Annotated in this window: 24 protein-coding genes; 8 read left to right on the top strand and 16 right to left on the bottom strand. The window is 42.8% G+C overall.

Annotated features, from left to right (window positions below; genetic code table 11):
* Nucleotides 1-53: 53 nt before the first annotated feature.
* The gene (locus UH38_RS20000) at nt 54-620 is read right to left on the bottom strand and encodes a DUF11 domain-containing protein (protein ID WP_045056457.1); all 567 of its coding nucleotides are present in this window, start codon (nt 618-620) and stop codon (nt 54-56) included.
* A gap of 100 nt (nt 621-720) precedes the next feature.
* Nucleotides 721-3,255 (bottom strand): beta strand repeat-containing protein, encoded by a 2,535-nt coding sequence (locus UH38_RS19995; RefSeq protein WP_045056456.1) that lies wholly within the window; start codon nt 3,253-3,255, stop codon nt 721-723.
* Between the two features lie 422 nt (nt 3,256-3,677).
* Here UH38_RS19995 and UH38_RS19990 point away from each other — a divergent pair, with 422 nt between their 5' ends.
* On the top strand, nt 3,678-4,259 hold the full coding sequence (locus UH38_RS19990) for an Npun_F5749 family FMN-dependent PPOX-type flavoprotein (protein WP_045056455.1): 582 nt from the start codon (nt 3,678-3,680) through the stop codon (nt 4,257-4,259).
* Between the two features lie 122 nt (nt 4,260-4,381).
* On the opposite strand, the gene UH38_RS19985 is transcribed toward UH38_RS19990, so the two are convergent.
* Both UH38_RS19985 and UH38_RS19980 read right to left on the bottom strand, forming a co-directional pair.
* Complete coding sequence (locus UH38_RS19985) at nt 4,382-5,275, bottom strand: alpha/beta fold hydrolase (RefSeq protein ID WP_045056454.1); 894 nt, start codon at nt 5,273-5,275, stop codon at nt 4,382-4,384.
* A 133-nt stretch (nt 5,276-5,408) separates the two neighbouring features.
* A complete protein-coding gene (locus UH38_RS19980; RefSeq protein ID WP_052672476.1) occupies nt 5,409-7,316 on the bottom strand; it encodes an L-histidine N(alpha)-methyltransferase in 1,908 nt (635 codons plus the stop codon).
* 502 nt (nt 7,317-7,818) lie between these two features.
* On the opposite strand from UH38_RS19980, the gene UH38_RS25580 reads away from it, so the two are divergent.
* On the top strand, nt 7,819-9,231 hold the full coding sequence (locus UH38_RS25580; protein WP_082065453.1) for a TPM domain-containing protein: 1,413 nt from the start codon (nt 7,819-7,821) through the stop codon (nt 9,229-9,231).
* Nucleotides 9,232-9,243: 12 nt separating this feature from the next.
* Nucleotides 9,244-9,993: a LemA family protein gene (locus UH38_RS19970; protein WP_045056453.1), complete on the top strand. Its 750-nt coding sequence runs from the start codon at nt 9,244-9,246 to the stop codon at nt 9,991-9,993.
* A 60-nt stretch (nt 9,994-10,053) separates the two neighbouring features.
* Here the strand turns inward: UH38_RS19970 and UH38_RS27955 are convergent, their stop codons facing one another.
* From UH38_RS27955 to UH38_RS19945, 6 genes are all read right to left on the bottom strand, one after another.
* Nucleotides 10,054-10,188: a hypothetical protein gene (locus UH38_RS27955; RefSeq protein WP_268748906.1), complete on the bottom strand. Its 135-nt coding sequence runs from the start codon at nt 10,186-10,188 to the stop codon at nt 10,054-10,056.
* A gap of 121 nt (nt 10,189-10,309) precedes the next feature.
* Nucleotides 10,310-10,741, bottom strand: a complete 432-nt coding sequence (locus UH38_RS19965) for a hypothetical protein (RefSeq protein ID WP_045056452.1) — start codon at nt 10,739-10,741, stop codon at nt 10,310-10,312.
* A 214-nt stretch (nt 10,742-10,955) separates the two neighbouring features.
* A complete protein-coding gene (locus UH38_RS19960; RefSeq protein WP_045056451.1) occupies nt 10,956-11,585 on the bottom strand; it encodes a ribonuclease H-like domain-containing protein in 630 nt (209 codons plus the stop codon).
* A gap of 4 nt (nt 11,586-11,589) precedes the next feature.
* Entirely contained in the window at nt 11,590-12,102 is a 513-nt protein-coding gene (locus tag UH38_RS19955; protein ID WP_045056450.1) for a CAP domain-containing protein, read from the bottom strand.
* The gene (gene trpB / locus UH38_RS19950) at nt 12,102-13,355 is read right to left on the bottom strand and encodes a tryptophan synthase subunit beta (protein ID WP_045056449.1); all 1,254 of its coding nucleotides are present in this window, start codon (nt 13,353-13,355) and stop codon (nt 12,102-12,104) included. Before trpB ends, UH38_RS19955 begins: the two co-directional genes overlap by 1 nt.
* Before the next feature lie 104 nt (nt 13,356-13,459).
* Complete coding sequence (locus UH38_RS19945) at nt 13,460-14,059, bottom strand: Rpn family recombination-promoting nuclease/putative transposase (RefSeq protein WP_200892529.1); 600 nt, start codon at nt 14,057-14,059, stop codon at nt 13,460-13,462.
* Between the two features lie 413 nt (nt 14,060-14,472).
* Between UH38_RS19945 and UH38_RS19940 the strand changes: the two genes are divergently transcribed.
* Both UH38_RS19940 and UH38_RS19935 read left to right on the top strand, forming a co-directional pair.
* Nucleotides 14,473-14,688 carry a hypervirulence associated TUDOR domain-containing protein gene (locus UH38_RS19940; protein WP_045056448.1) on the top strand — a complete coding sequence of 72 codons (216 nt, stop codon included), beginning with the start codon at nt 14,473-14,475 and terminating at the stop codon, nt 14,686-14,688.
* A 4-nt stretch (nt 14,689-14,692) separates the two neighbouring features.
* Nucleotides 14,693-15,022, top strand: coding sequence for a DUF3140 domain-containing protein (locus UH38_RS19935; protein ID WP_045056447.1), 330 nt, complete (start codon nt 14,693-14,695; stop codon nt 15,020-15,022).
* Between the two features lie 9 nt (nt 15,023-15,031).
* On the opposite strand, the gene UH38_RS27410 is transcribed toward UH38_RS19935, so the two are convergent.
* Together UH38_RS27410 and UH38_RS19930 are read right to left on the bottom strand one after the other, a co-directional pair.
* Nucleotides 15,032-15,319, bottom strand: a complete 288-nt coding sequence (locus UH38_RS27410) for an NAD(P)/FAD-dependent oxidoreductase (RefSeq protein WP_200892528.1) — start codon at nt 15,317-15,319, stop codon at nt 15,032-15,034.
* Nucleotides 15,320-15,403: 84 nt separating this feature from the next.
* A complete protein-coding gene (locus tag UH38_RS19930) occupies nt 15,404-16,096 on the bottom strand; it encodes an NAD(P)/FAD-dependent oxidoreductase (protein ID WP_200892527.1) in 693 nt (230 codons plus the stop codon).
* Nucleotides 16,097-16,199: 103 nt separating this feature from the next.
* Between UH38_RS19930 and UH38_RS19925 the strand changes: the two genes are divergently transcribed.
* Nucleotides 16,200-17,045: a YaaW family protein gene (locus UH38_RS19925; RefSeq protein WP_045056467.1), complete on the top strand. Its 846-nt coding sequence runs from the start codon at nt 16,200-16,202 to the stop codon at nt 17,043-17,045.
* 119 nt (nt 17,046-17,164) lie between these two features.
* Nucleotides 17,165-18,454: an O-antigen ligase family protein gene (locus UH38_RS19920; RefSeq protein ID WP_045056446.1), complete on the top strand. Its 1,290-nt coding sequence runs from the start codon at nt 17,165-17,167 to the stop codon at nt 18,452-18,454.
* On the opposite strand, the gene UH38_RS19915 is transcribed toward UH38_RS19920, so the two are convergent.
* The 3 genes from UH38_RS19915 to UH38_RS19905 all read right to left on the bottom strand — a co-directional run bounded on the left by UH38_RS19915 (nt 18,423) and on the right by UH38_RS19905 (nt 20,845).
* Nucleotides 18,423-19,046 carry an SMI1/KNR4 family protein gene (locus UH38_RS19915; protein WP_144405721.1) on the bottom strand — a complete coding sequence of 208 codons (624 nt, stop codon included), beginning with the start codon at nt 19,044-19,046 and terminating at the stop codon, nt 18,423-18,425. The genes UH38_RS19920 and UH38_RS19915 overlap by 32 nt on opposite strands.
* Before the next feature lie 103 nt (nt 19,047-19,149).
* A complete protein-coding gene (moeB, locus tag UH38_RS19910; RefSeq protein ID WP_045056444.1) occupies nt 19,150-20,322 on the bottom strand; it encodes a molybdopterin-synthase adenylyltransferase MoeB in 1,173 nt (390 codons plus the stop codon).
* Nucleotides 20,323-20,383: 61 nt separating this feature from the next.
* Nucleotides 20,384-20,845, bottom strand: a complete 462-nt coding sequence (locus UH38_RS19905; protein WP_045056443.1) for a Mov34/MPN/PAD-1 family protein — start codon at nt 20,843-20,845, stop codon at nt 20,384-20,386.
* Between the two features lie 228 nt (nt 20,846-21,073).
* Between UH38_RS19905 and UH38_RS19900 the strand changes: the two genes are divergently transcribed.
* Complete coding sequence (locus UH38_RS19900; protein ID WP_045056442.1) at nt 21,074-21,925, top strand: slipin family protein; 852 nt, start codon at nt 21,074-21,076, stop codon at nt 21,923-21,925.
* Between the two features lie 5 nt (nt 21,926-21,930).
* On the opposite strand, the gene UH38_RS19895 is transcribed toward UH38_RS19900, so the two are convergent.
* Nucleotides 21,931-22,671, bottom strand: coding sequence for an ABC transporter ATP-binding protein (locus tag UH38_RS19895; RefSeq protein ID WP_045056441.1), 741 nt, complete (start codon nt 22,669-22,671; stop codon nt 21,931-21,933).
* Nucleotides 22,672-22,679 lie beyond the last annotated feature (8 nt).

The following is a 22,679-nucleotide window of genomic DNA, read 5'->3' as shown; positions in this document are numbered from 1 at the left end:
AGATAGCGATCGCAGTTGAGGAGGTGCTATTTAGCACCTCCTCAGACTTTTAACTAGCGCACGCGCACTTGGTAAGCTGCTGCTGCTGCTGCTTTGGGGTTAATAGCTTGGACAAATTTCCAACGAACGTGAGTATAGGCTTCGGCGGGTGCTGGTTGAGTGACAACTTTGCCGTCGGTAAGTTTGACTTTGACTGTGGGTTTGGCGACGAATGTTTTACCGTTGTCGATGCTGTAGGTAACGGTAGCGGTGTTATTAACAGTGTTAACAGAATTAAGAACGTAAACTGTCTGTTTGGGGATAGGTTGAGTAACAACTAAGTTTTTGACTGCGCGATCGCCATTGTTTTGACCTGTAACGGTATAGCGAATCACATCTCCTGGGTTGACTGTCACTTTGCCTTGCAAGGGTTGCCAGCTAACTTGTTGCTTGCCGCCCTCGGCTTGTTGCACGACTTTTTTGGCAGCAGTGAGGTTGAGTTGAACTTGGCGCTTGGCTTGAGGGTTTTGGGCAATTGCTGTTTGCGGCAGTAAGTTGGCAATAGCGGGCAATTGAGTTGAGACGGGACCAGATGCGAGCAGGGCTACTGCTCCTAAACCGATAAGGAAGGAACGTTTCATATTAAAAACCTCTTAAAAGTGGAAAAGCTTTAATGGATGAATGCGATCGCTTTGGAGGAAGGGGGACATCCCCTAGTAAAGATGTCCCAGGGAAAGCGTTTTAGTTGACTGTGCGACGGAAGGTAAAGGTGCGTGCTGCAACACCAGGTTCAATTGGTACAGATACCGTATTGACGTAGCGAGTAACGTCGGTTGCAGGTGTAGTACCTGTTTGATCGGTAGCGCTAACAGTGCCAGCAGTACCACTGAAGTAGGTAATAGTAGCGCCAGTACCGGAATCTACAGCAGAACCAACAACGTTGCTAGTATCGATACCCGTAGGTGTCGAGTAATCTTGACCCCAGTTGTTACCGTTGGGTGCGGCGGGTAAGACTGCTGTGTTGGTTACACCACTTTCTGTAATCGTGACGTTGCTGGCACGTAAGGTAACGTTGCTGCTACCAGATACCGCAGTTGAGATATTGCTATAGCTGATGCGGTACTCAATAATGTTGCCAGGTGCAGGTGTCTTAGCTGTCTGATCGAAGGTACCTTGATTACCAATCACAGCAGGTCCAGTTCCTTGCAGAATGCGCGATTCTTTGACCAGTCTCAAGAAGCCTGTATAAACGCGAGCGATTGTCGTGTTGGAAGATTCACCAGTATCGAGAACGCCGTTACCGTTGAGGTCTGTGAAGGCAAGAATTGGTGCTTGATAGCCATTGAGGTATCCAGCAGGGAGGTCTGTAGACAGCGCTGTACCACCAGGCAAATCAACTGTTGTGGTGTAATTTACCGATGTACCAACACTAATACTAGGAATTTGGATTGCTGTTCCTGATGTAAATACAAAGGAATCGGCAATATTATCAGCATTTGTGTCTCGATAGGTGTATACTGCCGAGCTACCGTTATAGGTGATAGTAACAGTACTGTTAAGGGGTAAAGTACCTGTTGCCGTACCATCATCGGGACGTAGCAAGACATTAGTTAGTGTTGTTGTGGGGGCGCTGAGAGTGTTGGTAAAGACTTCAGGGGCTGGATCTATCAATGCACCAGGAACCGTACCTGCGGGAATGTCTGTAGACTGGTTAGTGAAGTCGTCGTTGTTGTTGGTAGGACCAACTGCTGCTGGCGCTCCATTGGGACCGTTAAGCACTGTGCCTGTAGGCGCGAGGATTAAGATGTTGTCTTCACCACCTACGCCTGTACCTGTGTTAGTACCAGTGGGGTCGTTTTCATCAGTGGTTGGGTTAGCAACACCAGAACCGATAATAGGTTCGGGAATACCATCAGGAGATTGGGGATTATCTACACCTGTGTTTGGTCCGCGCGTACCGTTGTCGTTAAAGTTGCTAGGAGATTGGTCGCCTGATTCGTCATAGACAATCGTTGTACCACCGCCGACAGTTTCACCAAATAATTGTGCAAGGTTGGCAATTGTACCGCCGTTAGCAGCATTCAATCCATTGGTGGTAACTTGGAACGAGAAGCCTGTAACGGTTGTGCCTCTTGTGACTGGACCATTTGAGACAAAACCAACGCGAGTAATACCAGATGCAGGTCTAGTTGCTGTCCAAGCAGCAGCATTAGCATTAGTGGTGAGAGGAGTTACAGTATAGACTACTGTCCAGGCACCACCAGTAGGTGCTACAGGAGCAACGTTAGTAGATAATAAAGCTGTACCTGCGGGAATTGCATCGGAAACTAAGATGCGGTTGGCACTTATACCATCAACACTTACTGGCGTGCCTTCTAAGTCTGCTGGCACTAAACCAGCACTTGCACCTGTGGGAGCAGCACTTTCTACCCGCAAGCTCAAGTTATAAGTTTGCAGGTCGTCGTTGAATACGCCCGCAGTACCAGCATCGGAATAAGCACCTTGGGTTTTGAGAACGGTAGCGAAGGCTTGGGGTTGAGCGCCCACAAGGATTTGTTGGGTAGCACTAGCTTCGCGTTCGCCGTTGGTGGGAGCAGCGGTGTTAGGAGCAGCTTCACCTGCGATATCAGATGTACGAACGTCTCCATTTGTTACAGTGCTAGCAGTATATGGTTGGTTTTGGGTAGCAGCACTGTTGTCATTAGGTGCGGTGTCGCCTAAGCGGACTACGATGGGCGCACCAGAAGTAGCTGTAGCATCTACTACTACGGGTATGTGGACTCGAATCGAACCGCCAGGAGCGATCGCAGTGGTGGTGGCGGTAGTTAGATTTGCAGCAGGAGTTTCGTAAGTGCCGTTACCGTCAGCATCAATGTCATAGGTAATTGCGCCTGTTTGTGTAGCAGGTCCTGTAACTACAGGAGCCGGAATAAGTATATTTGTAGGATCGTTACCAACGTTGGTAATCGTATAGTCATAGGTCAGCCTATCGCCTGGGAGAACGGAACTGCCAGGTGTGGAATCGGTAACGCCTGATGCTACAGCCGTAATACCTGCAACTTCTGCTACGGTAATTTGAACGGTGTTGGAAGTGGCATCAATTACTTCTGTAGGATTATTGGGATCGTTATATGTTGCTGTGGCGGTGTTGCTAATACCTGTTCCGGCGGAGGTTCCAGCAGCAATTATTGGGGCTGCTAGTTGAAATGTTCCACCAACTAATAGGGCTGCTGCTATAAGTTTGTGGTAAACGGGATTTGTTAGAGTCTTTTTCATCGATCGCACCAGCTTGAGATGGTCTAAAGTAAAGGGTTTAGGGTAATTTGCAATGCAACTCTAGAAATTTTGCACAAGGCAATCTAGGACAACTGGAGAGTTATCTTGCCAGTGTCAAGGATTACTTTGCATATGAGTTGGTGGGAGAGAAAGCTAACAGCCCAACTATTGCAACAGATTGAATTTAAATAGCTACATTCGCTACAAAATCATCTTGCCCTGTTTGCTAAGAAAATGTGTCGAGGAAAATACCTGACTTTTCTACGTAGGCTAGGTTTAGGATCGGGGAAACTACTGATGTTTTTCTGTCTAAAGGTAGAGTGCAAGCAAAATTTTTATTACTAACTGTACTTGCAGATAATCTCAGTCGCTAGTTGCTGTCAGTATATTAATGGATGTAAAGCTAATCAATATATACTTTTATGTCAGTTGCTCCTTGGCGATCGCATATTGAACGCGCTTTAGAAAATCACCGTGAAATTACTTACGCCCGTTACTTTCAACTAGCAACAATTACACGAGAAAATCGTCCGGCTAATCGGACTGTAGTGTTTCGAGGCTTTGATGCAGAACGCGATCGCCTCAAAGTAGTAACCGATCTGCGTAGTGAGAAGGTGTGTCAGATTGCTCGTCAACCTTGGGCAGAGGCTTGTTGGTACTTTCCCCGAACTTGGGAACAATTTCGCATCACTGGGTTGTTGAGTTTGATACAAGCTGATAATGCAGACATGGGTTTGCAGCAAGCTCGTCAAGCTAGTTGGCAAGAACTTAGCGATGCTGCACGCAAGCAATTTGCCTGGTCGCCCGAACCTGGTAAACCTAAAACTGAGGAGGCGATCGCGCCACCGCAGCCAAGTCCAACTGAGCCATTACCTAATTTCTGCTTGTTGTTGTTGGAGCCTGTGCAAGTAGACTATTTACTGTTGCGTGGCGAACCGCAGCAGCGCTGGTTGTATTGTCGCGGGGATAATAATGATTGGTCTGTGCAAGAGATTAATCCTTGAGGTGCGCTAAAAATTGGGCAAATGGAATTCGCGCCAGCGCACACAAGACTTGCAATTAGGAAGTTAATAAGCGATCGCTTATTATTGAGCAGAATAACAATGTAGGCGGTCTTTGGTTGTATTTAGTTGCTATGTGCAGAGAAATCTAGAATGTGTTGGGCTGTTGCTTGAGGTTGTTCTAGATGGGGAACGTGACCGCTGTTTTCGATCCAGATGAGTTTGCTGCGAGCGATCGCCCGCTCGAATTTCTCTGCGTCAGCTATGCCTAAAATCTTGTCTGAATCTCCCCATAAGATCAGTGTTGGCTGCTGAATTTGAGCAAGTTTGGTTTGAAAGGAACTGTAGCCGCCACTTTTGGTAAAGGCGATTAACGATTGGCTCCAACCTGGCATATTTAAATGTAGGGCTGCACATAGCCCAGCGTCTTGTGAAGCGAGACTTTTGTCTTTGTATGCAGTTCGGCTAATGCTGGCGCGGACTTTGGGATTACGCAAAAATTGCGTAGCTAGGTAGTCTAAGGGAGGAAACATAAATTTGCCCATTGCTGAACCTGCACTAAAGCCAGCACTATCAATTAATACGAGCTTTTGAACGGCTTGGGGATGAGTAAGAGCAAAATCTATTGCTGCTGCACCTCCCATTGATGCACCTACTAAAATTACAGGTTGAGCAATGAGGATTTTCCAGAAGTAATATAGGTGTGTTGCGATCGCACTGGGGCTAAGTTTGATTTCGGCAATTCTATCGGTGAAGCCAAAACCTAGCAAATCTACCGCCCATGTTTGGGTTTGATTTGCAAGTATGGGTAGCAAGCGGCGAAATTCTAGCACTGAACTATCAAAACCGTGTAGTAATAATATTGGTGGAGTTCCCGATCCTTGTTGCACGTATGCAGTTGCGATCGCACTATTACTAAGCGGTGTAGCGATTTCCTGCCGTTGAATGCTTTGAGCTAAAGATATAGATTGAGATTCAGTTAATTGGGCAATTAGTTGGGGTAAAAAGCTTAATTCCACAGTTTAAATAACAGTACAACTCAAGACATCAAAATCAACCACAAAGGTAGTTGGTAGTTCAAATGGCTACGCATTCTTGTACCTCAATAGTAAGCATAACTATTATGCACAGTAAAGCTAGGAGGCATTCATCTTAAAGCTGTCGTTTAAGTAACATCACAACAAAGCCAGTGTCTCTATGACTCAAACACTCACTTTTGCCCAGCACTTCAAGACCAGTACCTTTAACAAAGTTCTGTAATGTTTGTTGAGTAAACTTCCGAGAGCGATAAAGGCGAATCTTCTCTTGCAAACTTAATGTCGCTCTATCTCCATAGGCAAACGTAATTTGGAGTTCTTCGCCACTGTTATTCTCAAAGAAACAATCAATCTGAAGAATTTGCCCATATATCCAAGGCTGCAAGTCTACGTTGACTACATAGCATTTATCATCGCGCACGTTGGGGTTAACAGACAGGTCGGAATTTTGCAATAAAGCGCTAAATGCAAACTGCTGAAAAGCAAAATTTTTATACTCCTCTTTAACATACTGCTTTGTCATCTGAAGCTGATGCTCCTCTAATACGGAAGCAGTGACTACTTGAGCCTCGAAAAGTAACAGATCGTCTGGTGTCATTACCTGGACAATATTGTTGAGGACTTTTTCTGGTTCCTCGACGTTAGCTATGGTATTACCAATAAATCCATACACTATTGGTCGCCCTTGTCCGAGGTTTTTGGCAATGCGAGCGATTTCTTCGATCCCATCGTCGGTTTCAATATCTCGTTGGATAGCAATGCGGCGGTGAAGCGGTAAGCCGCGAATTCTGCCAATAGCCACCCTCAACATATCGAGGCTCATATCTACAGGTATATACAAAAAATCCTCATGAGGGCGATCGCCGCTTCTGGTGAAAAAATCTGCAATAATACTGCTATCCTTGCTCCCCTCACCCACTCCCAGGCTAATAAAGTTGTACCGTTCTTTATCAACAAGGTGAGCAAGCTCTTTAGCCTTGGAGGGAAAACTGCGGATATTTTCGAGCATATGATACGCAGGATCGTTGCATACTTGAGTCCACATCCGAGTTGGACTTACACCCCAGTATGAGTATCTAGACTGTACTCGCCTGTGTCCTTCATTTTTTAGGTCGTTAACTAATGTACTCAAATTACGCAATTGATCTTCACCTACATAGGTCAACAACCAGTTATCTTTATTGATTCCAGATATATTTTGCAGTAGTTTTTCTAATTCACCAAAGTCATGCCGTTCCTCTAAAGTTATCTGTGACACTGAGCTTTTATCTGCTTCTAGCAACTCTGAGATTTTCTGTACGAGACTTGGGATACCTGTTTGCTCTTTCCACTCGTACTGCACAATGTCTTGAAGATAGCTATGCAGGTTGTGGTTAAGTGGTAACTCCATTACAGAATCTATGTGAACAAGCAAAATTGCTAACTTACTATCGGAGCGAGAATTCCTTAACTTTTGAGCATACTTTATTTCCTCTAAAATTATTTCACTGACAGATGCAGACTGGTGAGACAACAGCATCACCAAGCAGTCACACTGCCTTAATTCTGCGCCAAAAAGCTCTAGATAAGTTGCCTGTGTGCGCTTAGACTCCTCAATTACAGACACTTCCCGTACAGCAACATTCAAAGCTGCGATTATCTGCTCAACAGTATTGAAATTCTCTTTTTGGCTGCGATCGCTAATCAATACTTTAGCGTTAATTATTTGCAAAGACTGTTGATTCTTGGGCTGCTGTTGCATCTCTGCATAGCGCTCCACTATTGTCCGGTAATTTTGCTTAGTAACTTTTTCATCAGCGATCGCTTCAAAGAGTGCTTCTTGAAGAATACTCCATAATTGAGCAGCCATATTGCTGATGTGTCCAATATCGTATTTTGTCTCTTCTGCTATCTGCTCGTACTTTGTTCTATTAACTTCCCAACAATAATTAAATATATTCCACTGCAAAGTATCTATTCTACTACGCGTCTTTGCTTTTTCCAGCGCTTGTTCTACAATTCGACGACCTTCACTCGCTTCCATTGTTGAATAGTTGCATCTATATGTATTGCTTACTTTAAAGCAACGCCTAACTCCTGTCAAATTATTTTGCTTGTTAATAATTAAATCTAATTTTTCTACATAACAATCTGCTAATTTATGAATGTTTTACTCACACCTATCTAACTTTAGACACAAAAATATGTGAGTAAATATGAGAATTTCTGAATTTTTATTATTTAATATATTTCAAACTAAACATTCCAATTTTCAATCTCTCAAACAAGCGTGAGTTTATCTGATACCAATTTTTAAATAGTAGTGTCATGCTTTTATTAAAAGTTCAAAAGTAAATCTAGTTTTGTAGCGAAAAGTAAGATATTGAATTTCTAGAAAGGGTAGATAAAACAAGCAAGTGAAGCATGGGCAGAGGGTTTAGAACTAAACTTTGAAACTTTCGGTTTGGAGTTGTAGCTCTACTAAGTTCGCAACGAATAAATGTATCTATTTGCCATCAGATAAAATTCAGTAGAGGGAATCTCTTATGATACAGACAATATCATCGTCAATTGGAAAGAAATCAACAAACTCCTGCTTGAATTGGCACGTAGCTAAATGGCTGGGATGCGGAGTATTCGCTGTAGCTGTTGCTAGCGCTCCTAATATAGCGTTAGCCATAAATATAGAAGATTTACCTAATCCCAAACAAGTTCAAGGTAGTTGGGTTGCAGATACGGCAAATATCCTTAGTCCAGAGACAGAAGAAAAAATAGATCGCTCACTGTCGAAATTAGCAGCGACAAATGGTAGTGAAGTAGCAGTAGTTACAGTGCAAGAAACCGCTCCATCCGCAACACCCAAACAGTTTGCTACAGATCTATTTAACTATTGGGGTATTGGTAAGAAAGGTGAAGATAACGGCGTTCTCTTGCTAATTTCAACCAAAGACCACAGAGTAGAGATTGAAACAGGTTATGGCGTAGAGGATGTACTACCTGATGCTCTTGCGGGCAATATTATAAGAGAGAAAATAACTCCCCAGTTTAAACAAGGGAATTTTGACAAGGGTACATTAGCTGGAACTCAAGCTTTGGTTGCTGTTCTAGAGCAGAAAGTTAGTAGTGTTAACTCCATAAGCTCAAGCCAACCAGAACAAAGCGATCGCAAAAAAGAGCAAGAAGTCAAGAAATTTAACTACTTGAACTTGAGCCAAATAGAGCAAAGCGATCGCCAAAACTGGCAAATATTGTATTGGCTCCTAGGCATAGGTAGCATAACTGGCGTGGTAGCAATCTACTTCAAAATTAGAGCTACTCAAAAGGCTGATGAAATTATTGTTAACCCTTGTTCGACTTGCCATCAAGCAATGACAAAAGTTGATGCGACTGTACTTAAGCCAATGTTGAGTAAACCGCAGCAAATAGCACAAAAACTAGGCAGCGTTGATTTTGAAGCGTGGCATTGTACTAATTGTCAGCCACAACCAAGTAACTTGAAGGATGTCAACTTATCTAGAAAAGTCTGCTATCACAGCGATTTTAGATGCTGTCATAGTTGCGACGAACTGACTGTAGAGAGAACATCAAAAGTATTACAGCCAGCAACACTAGAATCTGAGGGTAAAAAGCTTGTAATTGATGCTTGTCATTGTTGCTCCTATCAGGAACAGACAGAGAAAACCATAAATCGGCTATCGCCCCCTCCAACGCCAGCTTCTCGTAATATTTGGAGCGATAGCGGTAGTAGCAATCGAACTAGCAGTAGTAGCAGTAGTAGCAATTGGATAAGTAGTAGCGGTGGTGGTAGTAGTAGTAGTGGCGGTAGTAGTAGTGGCAGTAGTGGTGGCGGATATAGCGGCGGTAGTGACTGGAGTAGCGGTAGTAGTGGCGGATATAGTGGTGGTGGCGATTGGGGTGGTGGTAGCAGTGGCGGCGGCGGTGCTGGAGGCAGTTGGTAAAGGAAAAAACTAATGAGCGACCTTGAACCTAAAATTCCCCAAGAACTTACAAAAGAAGTTTTTGCCCTTGCTGCTCGCTTGTACTCCCAGGCAAACCAAAAGTATTCGCTTTTAGAACTAGAACAAGCAGGATTAGAAGCTCAAATTCCGCCAGAGTTCGTTCAACAGGCAGTACGAGAGCTTCATGCAAGCAAGATTCGCTCTCAAAAACGACAGTTAAAAATTAAAGTAGTCTCGTTAGGATTAGGGATTGCATTTTGTTTATGGAGTGTTGCAACTTACAATACTCTCAACGATGCCGACCAAAAAGTGGATGCTGCATGGGCGCAAGTTGAAAACCAACTTCAACGCCGCTCCGATTTAATTCCCAAACTAATTACTCTTGCCCAGACTTATGCTCAAGACGATCGCAACCTTATCGAACAACTAACTAACTCCAAGCAAAGTTATCTGCAAGCAAATACTCAAGCTCAAAAGATTGCAGCCAACGCTCAAAGCGATCGCGCTATTGCTCAGTTTCAAGAGTATTTAGCAAAACATCCGCAGCTTCACTTGGCACAAGCAACGACTAATTTAGAGTATGAGTTAACTGGTACAGAGAACCGAATTTCTGTAGAGCGAATGCGTTATAACCAAGCAGTACAAGCATACAACCATCAAGTCAAATCTTTTCCCACTTTCTTGCTAGCACCAGTGTTTGGCTTTTATGCTCGTCCATTTTTTATGCTCAAACTTCCAAGGCTCGATGAATTCGATCTTTAACAGAAAATTGGCAGCTTGACCAAACAAACCGAATTCAACTTTAACTATACCCGCCAGCTACTAGCTAGCGGGTTTTATTAGATAACAAAAATCTCTACCGATTAGTTCTTTGGCTTCAAACTGCATTTGGTAGGGAATGACTAGAAAAAATTGCGATCGCATCGTTTTGACATAAGGTAATACCGATAACTGCACGCCTACCCCAAGATTGTTGCAATTTTATAGACTATAAAAATGCTCCTTCCTTTTTAGGAAAGAGCGCCTTTACTTAATAATTGTACTGTCTAATTGATTGCTTGCAAGACGAGTTTTATCGCTATTTAACAGCTTTTTCTAAAGCTTTTTGAGGAGCTTTAACTACGTCTTCTGCTGCTTCTTTTAGTTGCTCCCCAGCTAGTTTTGTACCTGGATCGATTGGTTCGTCAAGATTAAGTTTTTCTTTGACAGCCTCAAATATATTTTTGTCGTTTGCTTCTGCTGCTCTACTTCTTACTTGTTTGCCTTCATCAGCTAATAGTTTTGCTGATTTCTCAGCATTTTCTTTGATTCTTTCAGCTTTGATTTCTGCATTATTCTTAACGCCATTAGCATTGTATTCAGTAGCTTCTGGTGTTACTGGTTCTGCTTGTGCTTGCAGTTGATTACCATGAATGTCAACTGTGCTGAAGAAAATTGCTGCAACTACCATAAAAATAGTAAATATTTGCCGCAAGTTAATACTTTGTAACCAGTTAATTACTCGTTTCATGAAGATACTTCCTTATTTCGCTTTTGACATTATCAGTTATTAGTTTTGAGTTTTTACTGCTAGTTTGCATCAGTCTAACGATATAATTTGTTGACGATGGCTTGAGTTTGTCGTTTAATTTAGAAACAAACCACATTCACGTAGTGTAGCGCAGCGTCTAGTTCGTGAGAGAAAATAATAAGTTTAGAGGGTATTTGAGATTGCTACATAGCTATTAATGTTCAAATAAATCTTTAAATTGTAATAAATCTAATGACACTACAGTTGGTAAGCATTTAAAACATTGTTCGGCAAGTTCTAATCGTTCTTCGCGTTTGAGCATTGCTATCAATTTTTGTCTTGCAGGGATTAAGTAACGCACGTCATTGGCAGCATATTTTAGTTGTTTATCTGATAAATTAGCGGCGTTTCCCCAATCAGAACTTTGAGCGCTTTTGTCTAGTTCTACTTTTTCCAATTCTTGGATTAAATCCTTAAGCCCATGTCGATTTGTGTACGTTCTAGCTAGTTTGCTAGCAATTTTTGTGCAGAATATTGGTGTTACTTGAATGTCTAAATTTTGACGTAGAGTTGCAATATCAAATCTAGCAAAGTGAAATATTTTTACTACGTTAGTTGCTTCTAGTAACTGTTTTAGGTTGGGGGCTTCAGTTTGATTTTTGGCAATGCGAATGACGGTGACTTTACCTTGCTCGTTGCATAATTGTACCAGACACAAGCGATCGCGTATGGGCAATAATCCCATAGTTTCGGTATCTACAGCAATAGATTGGGCAGTAGCATACTCAGATAGTACGTTATCAGGTAGATCGCGATCGCATACTTGAAAGTCTGGCAGTTCCATATTTTTAAGGGCGGTTGATAAATATCTGAGTAAAGTAGTATTCGTTTTTGGCGTTTTTGGCAACACCAATACCAGTTAAGTTGTATTGACCTTCAATGTTGACGCGATGACCTTGGCTTTTTATCCACCCTTCTACAGCTTGCTTGGCTGGGTTGGAGTAACCTTGATTGTAGGCAACATTTTCCGCAGCAGCGCGATAACGTATCTGGCGGCGAATAGCCGAGATGCGCGTATCAAATCCTTGGTGGCTAAATGGAACTTTACCATTTGCCATTGCTTGAGAGTGAATTTTGGCTTGTTGGCTAATTCGCGCATCAAGTTGTAAAGGTGGTAATTTGCGCGACTGGCGATATTGATTGATTTGTTGGTGAATAGATTGCTCTAAGCTAGATGGAGGTACAGCAGCTATAGTTTCTGGGGTGGGCATGATATCTGCATTTAAAGGAATATCGCAGCTTGTTAACCCGCTAGCAGTAGCGAGTATGGCTAGCAATATTCCTACTGGTAACTTTGGCATTAGCTATTTTCGAGAAATTTAGCAACAGTTTGTACGTCTTTGTCGCCGCGTCCAGAACAGTTGATGACGATTTTGGGACTACCTGTAAGTTGCGGGCAAAGAGTTTCTAGATAGGCGATCGCATGAGATGTTTCTAGAGCAGGTATAATTCCTTCTAGTTGGGCGAGTTTTTGGAAGGCTGCTACTGCTTCGCTATCAGTTACGCTGTAATACTCCGCGCGTCCAATGTCTTTGAGGTACGAGTGTTCGGGACCAACACCAGGATAGTCTAAACCCGCACTAATTGAGTGGGCTTCAATTACTTGTCCGTCTTCGTCTTGCAATAAATAACTCATTGCCCCGTGTAATACGCCAACTCTACCTTTTGTTAAAGTTGCGGCGTGTTTTTCTGTATTTACACCTTCGCCTGCGGCTTCTACGCCGATGAGTCTTACTGACGGTTCGCTGACAAATTCGTAAAATAGTCCCATTGCATTAGAACCACCACCAACGCAAGCAAGGAGAATGTCAGGCAATCCGCCCCATTTTTCCATAGCTTGGGCGCGGGTTTCTTGTCCAATTACAGCGTGAAAGTCGCGGACGATGGTGGGATAGGGGTGAGGTCCTGCGACAGAACCAAGAATGTAGTGAGTTGTTTCTACATTTGTTACCCAGTCGCGGATTGCTTCTGAAGTGGCATCTTTGAGGGTTCCCGTACCTGCTGAGACTGGGCGTACTTCTGCGCCCATTAATCGCATCCGAAATACATTTAAGCTTTGGCGTTCCATATCTTGAACGCCCATGTAAATTACGCAGTCGAAGCCAAATCTGGCGCAGACTGTAGCTGTGGCGACTCCGTGTTGTCCTGCGCCTGTTTCGGCAATGATGCGCTGTTTGCCCATGCGCTTTGCCAGTAATACTTGGGCTAGGGCATTATTAATTTTGTGTGCGCCTGTATGATTTAGATCCTCGCGTTTGAGGTAAATTTGCGGGCTGCTATTTGCTGTCGCGTAGTGTTCGCTCAGGCGTTCGGCGAAGTATAAGGGTGTGGCGCGTCCTACATAGTCGCGCAATAGTCCTTGCAATTCTTGTTGAAAGGTGGGATCGTGGCGATATTGCTGGTATGCTGCTTCTAGCTCGCTAAGAGCAGGCATAAGAGTTTCTGGTACGTACTTACCCCCAAATTGCCCAAATCGTCCTAGTTGGTCTAGAGTTGGTGCAGAATATGAGGTTGCTGCTGGTTGGGAATCGGGGGATACAGGCGTAAATGTCACGAGACTCTGTGTAGGTAACGGGATAGCCTTAATTATAAATGTTTCGTGAGGTAGTATTTCAGCAAGGGCGATCGCAAATCTGTGGGAAAATGCGATCGCTTGCCTTAACTCCTTGGAAGCTGACTCATAAATTCTTCTAGCGTCTGGCAAGTCCAAGCTTGGCGGTTTAACTGTTGTAATATTTCCGGCGTTAGTAATGCTAATTGCTCTGTAAGATTTTCGGGTACAGAACCAAATCGGTTTTGTAAAGCATCGCTGATAGAAGTCCTCAAGCCTTGTTCTAGTCCTTGTTGTAAGCCTTCTCGCAAAATCCTTTGATATACAACTGACTCTTGCATCACGTCCTCTTTAAATAATTGTTTAATTAAGTTGTCATCAAACCTCAAACCTGCCAAAATCTCCGTACAAGCTGTAATTTGCCCTTTTTGTGCTGTTGTCTCAATATTAGCCACTTGCTCGGCAACTCTACTAAGTAGCCCATTAGGTTCTGAAGTTCGGCACAAACTGGCTAATGGTAAAAGGGCTGTATCCTGCAATAATGTTTCTGGATCTTGCTCCCACATCCTTACAACTCTATAAGAATGTCGCGTCTGCTCTACTTCAAAAAAGTTCGGCACAACTACTGATGTTTCTTTGAGTAAGATGATTACTTGGGTTACAGGTAAGTTGTAGCGCCGATATAGCCTTACCCAATAATCTAGCATTCGCAAGGGTAAGGGTGGTTGACTAGCTGCTTTTACTTGAAACTCTAGGTGTAGTATTCGTTCTTGAGTACCAAGAAGCGTTAAAGAATCTGCTTTAATTGGCTCAAGACTTAGTTCTGTTTTGAGAACTTCTATGTTTGCGGGTGTTTATCCTAGCAGCCATCTAGCAAAACGGTCTGGATATTCTTCTGATAGATATTTACAGATATTGTCAAAGCTCATTTATATTATGCTGCGATCGCTAAATAATTTCGTACATCTTAAACTACATTTAGCACCTCACAAAAGGAAGAATTTTCCGCAATATCTTTATGAATATTATCTGCAATAGGTAAGATTAAAGTCTTTGTAATAAGATTAAAGTCTTTGTAAGTTGATTGCACTATAAGAAATAGTAATTACGAGCATAGACTATGACTGATAAGTTTAAAAAAGGCGACAAAGTAGAGTGGGAAACTTCGAGAGGTACAACGGAAGGAACGATAAAAGAAAAGCTTACTTCACCTACGGATATTAAAGGTCATCACGTCGCGGCTTCTAAGGAACACCCAGAGTATTTAGTAGTAAGCGATAAAACTGGCAAGGAAGCAGCGCATAAACCAGAGTCGCTAAAGAAAGTTAAGGAATAAAAATATGACTAAAGATACTAAATCTATAGTTGATGAATTTCACCAAGCAGTCAATATGACTCTTAAAGAAATAGAATCTTGGTTGGAAACTGAAGAATCTAAAGAAGTAGGGCAAAAGGACGGCGAATCAGAATCAATTGGTCATAAGTCTGGACAAAAAATTATTGAAATATTGAAGAAAAAGGAAGATAAATATGACGATGATGATTTAGCACACATGAAAAAAGTTATTAGCTACGTGCATCGTCATAGCGCTCAAAAACCTTCTAAAGATATCGAACATTCTCGCTGGTTGTACTCGTTGAAAAATTGGGGACATGACCCCCTAAAATAGTTTTTCTCTTTATTGCTTAGTAGCAGCAAGTTTGTCTAAAAAACTATTTCTTGGCAATAACTGTTGACTCATTTGTTGGTTGATTTGTTCAGCAGCAGATATACCAGATTGCATTGCGCCTGCTACTAAATTGCCTCCACACCAATCGCCGCAGCAAACTAAAGGCTGGGGTGTGTTTGCCTTTAAACAAGTATTTATCAAAGGTGAAGTAGGAAAGGCATAACGCCATCGATGTACTTGCGTCCATTCTGGTGTTTTTAACCCAGCAAGGAGATATTCAGCAGCGCGAGTTAACAATTTTTGTCCTATAGGTTGTAAATCTGTAGATTCTAAGTAATTTTGGGCAAACTGGGCAGAACTGTGTAGGACAAAAACAGGCGATCACTTTTCTGCCCTTTTGCTACTATCTAAACCAATCCACGCTAAATTATCATCATTAACGACTGTAACAGCTTGCCAGTCAAAATTAGATTGCATAGAAGGATAACCTGCAATAACGCTGATGCAGGGGGCAAATTCTACAGAACGCAGATTAGCTAAAAATTCATGGGAGACTGCTATAGGTTCTAACAGTGTTAATGCTTGGGGTGCGGGAATAGCTACAACTACCGCTTTGGCTGTTATCTGCGTAGTGGCGTTAGTAGATTCGAGTTGCAAGCACCAATTTTCTGCAACTGTAGATATTCCTACTACGCGTTGATTTAGCTGGATTTCTAAGCCAGTAGCGAGAAAACGAGCGATCGCACTCATCCCTTTTGCGGCAGTATAAATAGGCGATCGTCTCCTAACTTTCAATTGTTGTAAGCTGGCATCAAATTCGTGAGTTGTATCAGTCCAAATTTGCAAGATATCTTGCTGCGCCAACAACTCTACAAAACGTTGCAGTAGTTCGTCTTTGGGATTTAAGTAACACGTCCCACGATCGGCACAAGTTTCATGCAATCGGCGCGTAGCTACTCTTCCACCAAGTCCGCGTGACTTTTCTACTACTAGCACTTTATAGCCTGCTTGATGTAACTGCTGGGCGCAGACTAAACCAGACATTCCAGCACCTATAATGACAATATCAACCATGATTTTTTAACTCAAATATTAATTAGCTATAACTAAACCGCCAACTAAAAGCAAAGAGTAGAATAATGAACAGCAAGCGCGATGGGGTTTGGAGGGCATAAAATTGAACGAGATGAGAGCAGCTTTAGAATTAGCTACGGAAGATGAGTTGCAGCAATTAACAGAACTATTATTCTGTCGTAGGTTCAATCCCCTCGATTACGTACACACGCCCGCACCTATAGATATTCAATGCCGAGATCGAGAAGCTTGGTTAGATGCTATAGAACAGCGATTTCGTTATTTAGCAGCCGATGGGGTGACTGTATTGCGCGGACGTACCGAACAAGTTACCTATCGCAGTGCAATTATTCAAGTGTGTCGCCATCTAAAAATTCCTTACTCGCACAAAATTAGCACAACAGATTTAGAAGCAGAAGTATTTTTAAATTTATTAGGTAAAGCTTGGAACCAATTGCCAGAGACAGATCGCAACCAAATAACAGTCAGAGTGCAGAAGTCTCTAGCTAAGTGCGATCTTTCCGAACCACTACCTTTAGCCGTACAGCGCGATCCTGTAGCTTTATTGGTCAAAGGCGGTAGCGCTTTAGCGGTGAGTTCAATTATTCAACCTATGCTACTACAGCAAATTGCGCGTCAATTTGCCTGGCATTTTGCTACTTATCAAGTTGCTAAAGAAGCAGCAATTCAAGGCGGAACAGCGGTCGCAATGCAGTTTCAAAGCCAAGTTGCCTTGCAAGCAGCAAAGCAGGGAATGGCAATGAGTGCAGCCCGTTATGGTGCTGTTAGGGGAATTTTTGCTTGTGTAGGTCCTGTGATGTGGACTTGGTTTTTTGCTGACTTAGGTTGGCGGGCAATATCTACCAACTACGGTCGGATTATTCCAACTATTTTTGCTTTAGCCCAAATTCGCCTCACTCGTACGGAGGCTTGTTGGGAGACAGCGTAATTACTAATTCGTAATTCGTAATTCGTAATTCGTAATTAAAAAGGGTACAAGCCCTTACTAAATTGAAAATTTAGCGATCTTCAATTAGTGGTGGGTTCAAGTCCCCACTGATTGTAATTATGAATGCACGCATTATGTTGAAACTACTAGCAAACACGCAAATTGCTTGGAAATATGCTCAAATTGGGCTGTTAATGCTGCCATTAATCCCTTCTTTGGGAGGAATAGCTATTTTCTTGGCATTGGCTAGTACGTGGTGGCAGCAGTATTTTGTTATTATTCATCGTTCTTTAAATCAGGCGATCGCACTTTTGGCTGTAATGCTGTCAATTACAGTAGTTTTTGCTGCTAATCGCTTAGATGCTTTCTTAGGCTTATTTAACTTTTTGCCGTTTTTGGTTGCTTTTGCGGCTTTTAGTACGCTAATCCAAACTCCAGCGCAACTTAGACGCATTAGTTGGCTTTTGCTAATTAGTTCTATTCCAGTTGTAGTTCTAGGTTTTGGACAGCTATTTTTAGGCTGGGTTAGCCCCCAACAATGGATAGAAATATTAGGTTGGGCGATCGCACCTGGTGGTAATCCGCCTGGGAGGATGGCTTCAATCTTCATGTACGCCAATACTTTAGCTGGCTACTTGGTAATTGTTTTTATCCTGGGTTTGGGTTTGTGGTTGGAGGCGTATCGCAAGGGAAAGAGGAAGTCTTTAGTCTTTTTGAGCATAGTAATATTAGGCAATTTGGCTGCTTTAATTTTGACTAATTCTCGCAATGCTTGGGCGCTCGCTTTAGTTGCTTGTTTTGCATACGCAATTTATCAACGTTGGCGTTGGGTAATCGCGCTGGTAGTTGCGATCGCCAGCAGTATATTATGGGCAGCTTTTGGTGCTAATCCGCTGCGCGATTTACTCCGTAATATAGTACCCGCTTTCTTTTGGGCAAGGCTGACAGACCAATTGTACCCAGATCGTCCGGTTGCATTGCTCAGAACTACTCAATGGCGCTTTGCTTGGCATTTGGCAACCCAGCGTCCTTGGACTGGTTGGGGATTGCGAAGTTTTAGCACCTTGTACGAAGCAAAAATGCACTTATGGCTGGGACATCCTCATAATCTATTTCTCATGCTAGCGGCTGAAGTAGGCATACCTGCAACGTTATTTTTTTGCAGTATAGTTGGCTGGATAGTTGGGAGTGCGATCGCATTATTAATAACGTGGCAGTATTCTAGCGCTGACAAGCTGATATTTTTCAGCTACTTGCTTGCCTTTTGCGCTTGTACGCTTTTCAATACGGTTGATGTAACTTTGTTCGATCTGCGGTTAAATACTTTGGGGTGGATACTTTTAGCGGCGATTTGTGGTGTAGTGTATCGCGCCACCTCTAAGCCTTCTGTTGAGTTTCTATCCAAGTAAGTAACATATTTGTCAAACTCGACCACTTAGTTTTAGGTGTAAAGTCACTATCGTAAAAGCCAATCACGGGCGAGGTTTCTTGCTGTTGTTCGCTACCAATTACCGATAGAATGCGATCGTCGAAGTAAGAAATCGGAAACCAGCGCGGATCGATATCATCGCTTGACTTGGTAAAAGCTTGATATAACCTCATTGCCTCTTGTAACGGTAAAAAGGAATAGTTGCCATCAAAGGGAAAATTGACATAATTATCAAAAGAAGTCCAATCTTTGGCAGCGTCATCTAGACCGATAGGCAAACAGCCATTACCTCTTTGATAAAGGTCGCATAGTTCTACAGGTAACTCAAATGGATAATCTTGGGTAATTGCTTTTATCTGTTCGAGATTAAGCCTAGGCGGATAGCTATTTGATAAGATTGCTTGTAAATCGGGACTAATTTTTTGGCGATAATCTCTTACTTGGGAGATTTGTATATCCTTGTAACCATTGCAAAGCAGCCATTCGTACACTTTTGTATCCAAGGTTGTTGTTGGCTGCAACCTTGCATAGTAGACTGCAATGCGATCGATTACTTGCATTATTGATGACATTTTCAATCCAACAACACTGTCCAGTTAGTTCAAAGTTAATTAAATTGCTCTAGTTAAGTTTCGTTTTGGAAACCTACTAGAGCAAACAAATGTGCCAAACTACTTAATATTCTGGAACAGAAGGATCTACTTCCCGACTCCAAGCAGTTATCCCGCCCTTGACGTTCGTGCCTTCAATGCCTGCATCTTTGAGTATGCCTAACGCTTTTGCCGAACGTCCGCCCATTTTGCAGTGAGCAATTAATTTGTGTCCGTTGGCTAACTGTTTCACCTTCTCAATACCTTGCCCGCTTTCGATATCGGGTAAAGGTACTAAAACTGAACCTGGAATTTGGGCAATTTCGTATTCGTTGGGATTGCGAACGTCAAGCAGCACAAAATCATCCACGCCGCTATCGATTAACGCTTTCAACTCTTGAACGGTCATTTCTTGTAGTTCCATCTGCCGTTTTGCCTCCTCTGCCTTAGCTTGTGGAATTCCGCAGAATTCTTCGTAGTCTATCAATTTTTCAATTACCGGACGGACTGGATTGGGTCTTAGCCTTAGTTCGCGAAACTTCATATCTAAGGCGTTGTACAGCAGCAAGCGCCCGCTTAAAGTATTACCTTGACCCAAAATAATCTTAACAACTTCTGTCGCCTGAATAGTGCCAATAATGCCGCATAAAACGCCTAATACGCCACCTTCGGCGCACGATGGAACCATCCCTGGCGGTGGTGGTTCGGGGTATAAGTCGCGGTAATTGGGACCACCTTGGTAGTTGAATACTGTTGCTTGTCCCTCAAAGCGGAAAATTGAACCGTAGACGTTGGGTTTGTTGAGTAAAACGCAAGCGTCATTGACTAAGTAGCGCGTGGGGAAATTGTCTGTCCCGTCTACAATTACGTCGTAGGATTTTACTAATTCAAGGGCATTCTCCGAACTAAGGCGCGTCTCGTGCAAATCTACTTGACAGTTAGGATTTATTTCTAAAACGCGGTTTTTGGCTGATTCAATCTTCGGCTTACCTACCCAGGAAGTAGCGTGAATGATTTGCCTGTGCAAGTTAGAACTATCGACAATATCAAAATCTACAATGCCAATGCGTCCAACGCCAGCAGCGGCTAGATATAACAGCAAGGGAGAACCCAAGCCGCCTGTACCGATGCAAAGCACGCTAGCAGCTTTTAAGCGTTTTTGCCCTTCTAGCCCGACTTCTGGCAAAATGATGTGGCGCGAGTAGCGTTCGTATTCTTCTTTGGTTAGCTGGATTTCGTCCAGATTTGGATTGAGCATAGCAATGTTTATAAAGAGGAGCGAATTAAGATCGTATCGAAAAATTTGATGTTTTGGATTTTTATGTTTTATCTTCTAGCACGATAAGTTTTTCTGGTTGAAATTGGTGCTGTTCGTCTAAACTCCAGTTATTTAAATCGTTAGCTTTGCCTTGTTGTACGGAAACAATGATATAAGAATACTGCTGCCAAGCATACAAGCGATCGCATTCTGACGGAATTGCTGGATGATTGGGGTGCGAGTGATATATGCCGATTATCTGTAAATTGCGATCGCGCGTTTCTTTTTGCACTGCTAGCATTGTCTCTGGGGCGATCGTATAATGGCTGCGTTTTGTACCTGCTTGCTCTAAGAATAACTCTGCAGCTTCAGCACTCCAAACGTTTTTGGTTGCTTTGACTTCAACTACAGTTTTGCGATTTTGACTTAATTTGCCAATCAATAAGCCGCAGCACTCTTCTGGGTAAGTGCTTTCGCCATGAGCGCGAATTGCCTGTATCTGGGCGCGAGAAAGTTCAAGCATCACACTAAATAATCAACCATCGTCCTTCAATATTAGTAATTTTTTGCGCTGCGACAAACAGCGAATATAATGAAAACGGTTCCGGCAAGTTAGGAGCGAATAGCCATCAGGTGCTACTACCACTATGTGAGAAAGTGCTTCAGGAGCGTCCCATCTGAAAGTTCGTCCTCCAGATCGACTTGACTGCGGAACCTCATAATTTTTGGCTGTTATTGATGGTTAAAGGCAATGCAACGCGAGGTAATTATCAAAGATACACACCGAGGCTTGCGTTACCAAGACGGCGTGCTTGTCAAAGTCTTAGGTGCTGGGCGTTATTTAATTCCTCAACATTTTGATTTTGGCTTTTTGCGCCGCCCCAAAGTTGAAATTGTTTTGGTAGACGTGCGCGAACGCGATTTAACAATTAAAGGGCAAGAAATTTTAACTGCTGACAAAGTTGCCATCCGCGTCAGTATTATAGTGCAGTTTCGCGTCGTCGATCCTCGTGCCGCTTTGCATGAAGTTGAGGAATATGAAAGCCGCTTATATAGTGACGTACAACTAGCTGCTAGGCGATCGCTTGCTTCTATGCCTTTAGAAGAAATTTTGACCAATCGCAATCAACTTAGCGAAGATATTCTTTGCGACGTGCAGGAAGTTGCTAGCCGTTATGGTGTAGCTATTTTACGTGCTGATGTCAAAGATTTGATTTTTCCTGGTAATCTCCAAGAAATTATGAATCGGGTGTTGGCGGCGGAACGCATGAGCCAAGCACAGCTAGTTGAAGCTCGTACCAAAGCAGAAGTCCAAAGGATCGATGCTCAAGCTAAAATAGAGTCGCAACGCTTGGATGCAGAAAACCAAGCTAGAGCAAGACAATTAGCTGCCCAAAGCGAGGCACAAGTACAGCAAATTAAAACTGAAGCTGATATTCTAGCTTTGAAAGAACGCGAACAAGCGGCTCAAGCTTATACTACTTACCCAGCCTTACTACGCCTGCAAGAGTTAGAGGCGCTTAAAGAAGTTGCCAAAACAGCTAATGCCCGCATATATGTCAGTTTAGATAACTTTGCCGCGATTGCTAAAGATGACGATTAACTTTTTTAGTGCAATGTGGTTACGCCTAGATACAATTCTCCTACTTTGGGATCGTTGAGTAGATCGTTGCCTTTGCCAGTAAAGCGATCGCGTCCTGTATCTAGTACGTAGCCTCGATGCGCCATTGCTAAGGCTTTGCGGGCATTTTGTTCTACTAATACTATTGCCGTACCGCTTTGATTGATCTGTTGAATTTGCTCGAATACGCTATTTACAAGTACAGGTGATAGGGCGGCGCTAGGTTCGTCTAACAGCAATAAACTTGGTTCTAACATCAATGCTTTGCCCATTGCTAGCATTTGACGTTCTCCGCCTGATAGTGTCCCTGCTCTTTGCTGTCTTCTTTGCGCTAATACTGGAAAGGCATCGTATATTTTACCTTTTAATCCACTTACAGAGTCTTTGCGGATAAAAGCACCCATTTCTAGGTTTTCTTCGACGCTGAGGGAAGGAAAAACATTGGCAATTTGCGGTACGTAGCACATTCCTTTTTTAACTATTTGATTTGACTTGAGCCTAGCAATGTTTTCGTTTTTAAAGGTAATTTTGCCTTTATGGGGGTTCAATAAACCAAAGATTGTTTTTGCTAGCGTCGATTTACCTGCGCCATTGGGACCGATGACTGCCACTAATTCGCCTGGAAAGATGTGAAAATTTATACCTTGAAGGATGTCTAGGTCTTTGATATAACCCGCCCAGACATCCTCTACTGCTAATAAAGGCGCAGAATTGTTAATATTGAGCATTTAACTTA

The organism is Aliterella atlantica CENA595, assembly GCF_000952155.1.
GTDB lineage: Bacteria > Cyanobacteriota > Cyanobacteriia > Cyanobacteriales > Chroococcidiopsidaceae > Aliterella > Aliterella atlantica.
The sequence above is the reverse complement of the archived record's forward strand: the minus strand, read 5'-3'. Positions and strand labels throughout refer to the sequence as shown.

Bases quoted from the DNA above. Each gene is read 5' to 3' on its own strand.
- UH38_RS19940 (WP_045056448.1), top strand. From the start codon at position 14,473: ATGACTGATAAGTTTAAAAAAGGCGACAAAGTAGAGTGGGAAACTTCG.
- UH38_RS19995 (WP_045056456.1), bottom strand. From the start codon at position 3,255: ATGAAAAAGACTCTAACAAATCCCGTTTACCACAAACTTATAGCAGCA.
- UH38_RS19905 (WP_045056443.1), bottom strand. From the start codon at position 20,845: ATGCTTGAACTTTCTCGCGCCCAGATACAGGCAATTCGCGCTCATGGC.
- UH38_RS19990 (WP_045056455.1), top strand. From the start codon at position 3,678: ATGTCAGTTGCTCCTTGGCGATCGCATATTGAACGCGCTTTAGAAAAT.
- UH38_RS19960 (WP_045056451.1), bottom strand. From the start codon at position 11,585: ATGGAACTGCCAGACTTTCAAGTATGCGATCGCGATCTACCTGATAAC.
- UH38_RS19920 (WP_045056446.1), top strand. From the start codon at position 17,165: ATGAATGCACGCATTATGTTGAAACTACTAGCAAACACGCAAATTGCT.
- UH38_RS19955 (WP_045056450.1), bottom strand. From the start codon at position 12,102: ATGCCAAAGTTACCAGTAGGAATATTGCTAGCCATACTCGCTACTGCT.
- UH38_RS19930 (WP_200892527.1), bottom strand. From the start codon at position 16,096: ATGGTTGATATTGTCATTATAGGTGCTGGAATGTCTGGTTTAGTCTGC.
- UH38_RS19935 (WP_045056447.1), top strand. From the start codon at position 14,693: ATGACTAAAGATACTAAATCTATAGTTGATGAATTTCACCAAGCAGTC.
- UH38_RS20000 (WP_045056457.1), bottom strand. From the start codon at position 620: ATGAAACGTTCCTTCCTTATCGGTTTAGGAGCAGTAGCCCTGCTCGCA.
- UH38_RS19970 (WP_045056453.1), top strand. From the start codon at position 9,244: ATGAGCGACCTTGAACCTAAAATTCCCCAAGAACTTACAAAAGAAGTT.
- UH38_RS19980 (WP_052672476.1), bottom strand. From the start codon at position 7,316: ATGGAAGCGAGTGAAGGTCGTCGAATTGTAGAACAAGCGCTGGAAAAA.
- UH38_RS19945 (WP_200892529.1), bottom strand. From the start codon at position 14,059: ATGCTAGATTATTGGGTAAGGCTATATCGGCGCTACAACTTACCTGTA.
- UH38_RS19895 (WP_045056441.1), bottom strand. From the start codon at position 22,671: ATGCTCAATATTAACAATTCTGCGCCTTTATTAGCAGTAGAGGATGTC.
- moeB (WP_045056444.1), bottom strand. From the start codon at position 20,322: ATGCTCAATCCAAATCTGGACGAAATCCAGCTAACCAAAGAAGAATAC.
- UH38_RS19900 (WP_045056442.1), top strand. From the start codon at position 21,074: ATGCAACGCGAGGTAATTATCAAAGATACACACCGAGGCTTGCGTTAC.
- UH38_RS19965 (WP_045056452.1), bottom strand. From the start codon at position 10,741: ATGAAACGAGTAATTAACTGGTTACAAAGTATTAACTTGCGGCAAATA.
- UH38_RS19915 (WP_144405721.1), bottom strand. From the start codon at position 19,046: ATGTCATCAATAATGCAAGTAATCGATCGCATTGCAGTCTACTATGCA.
- UH38_RS25580 (WP_082065453.1), top strand. From the start codon at position 7,819: ATGATACAGACAATATCATCGTCAATTGGAAAGAAATCAACAAACTCC.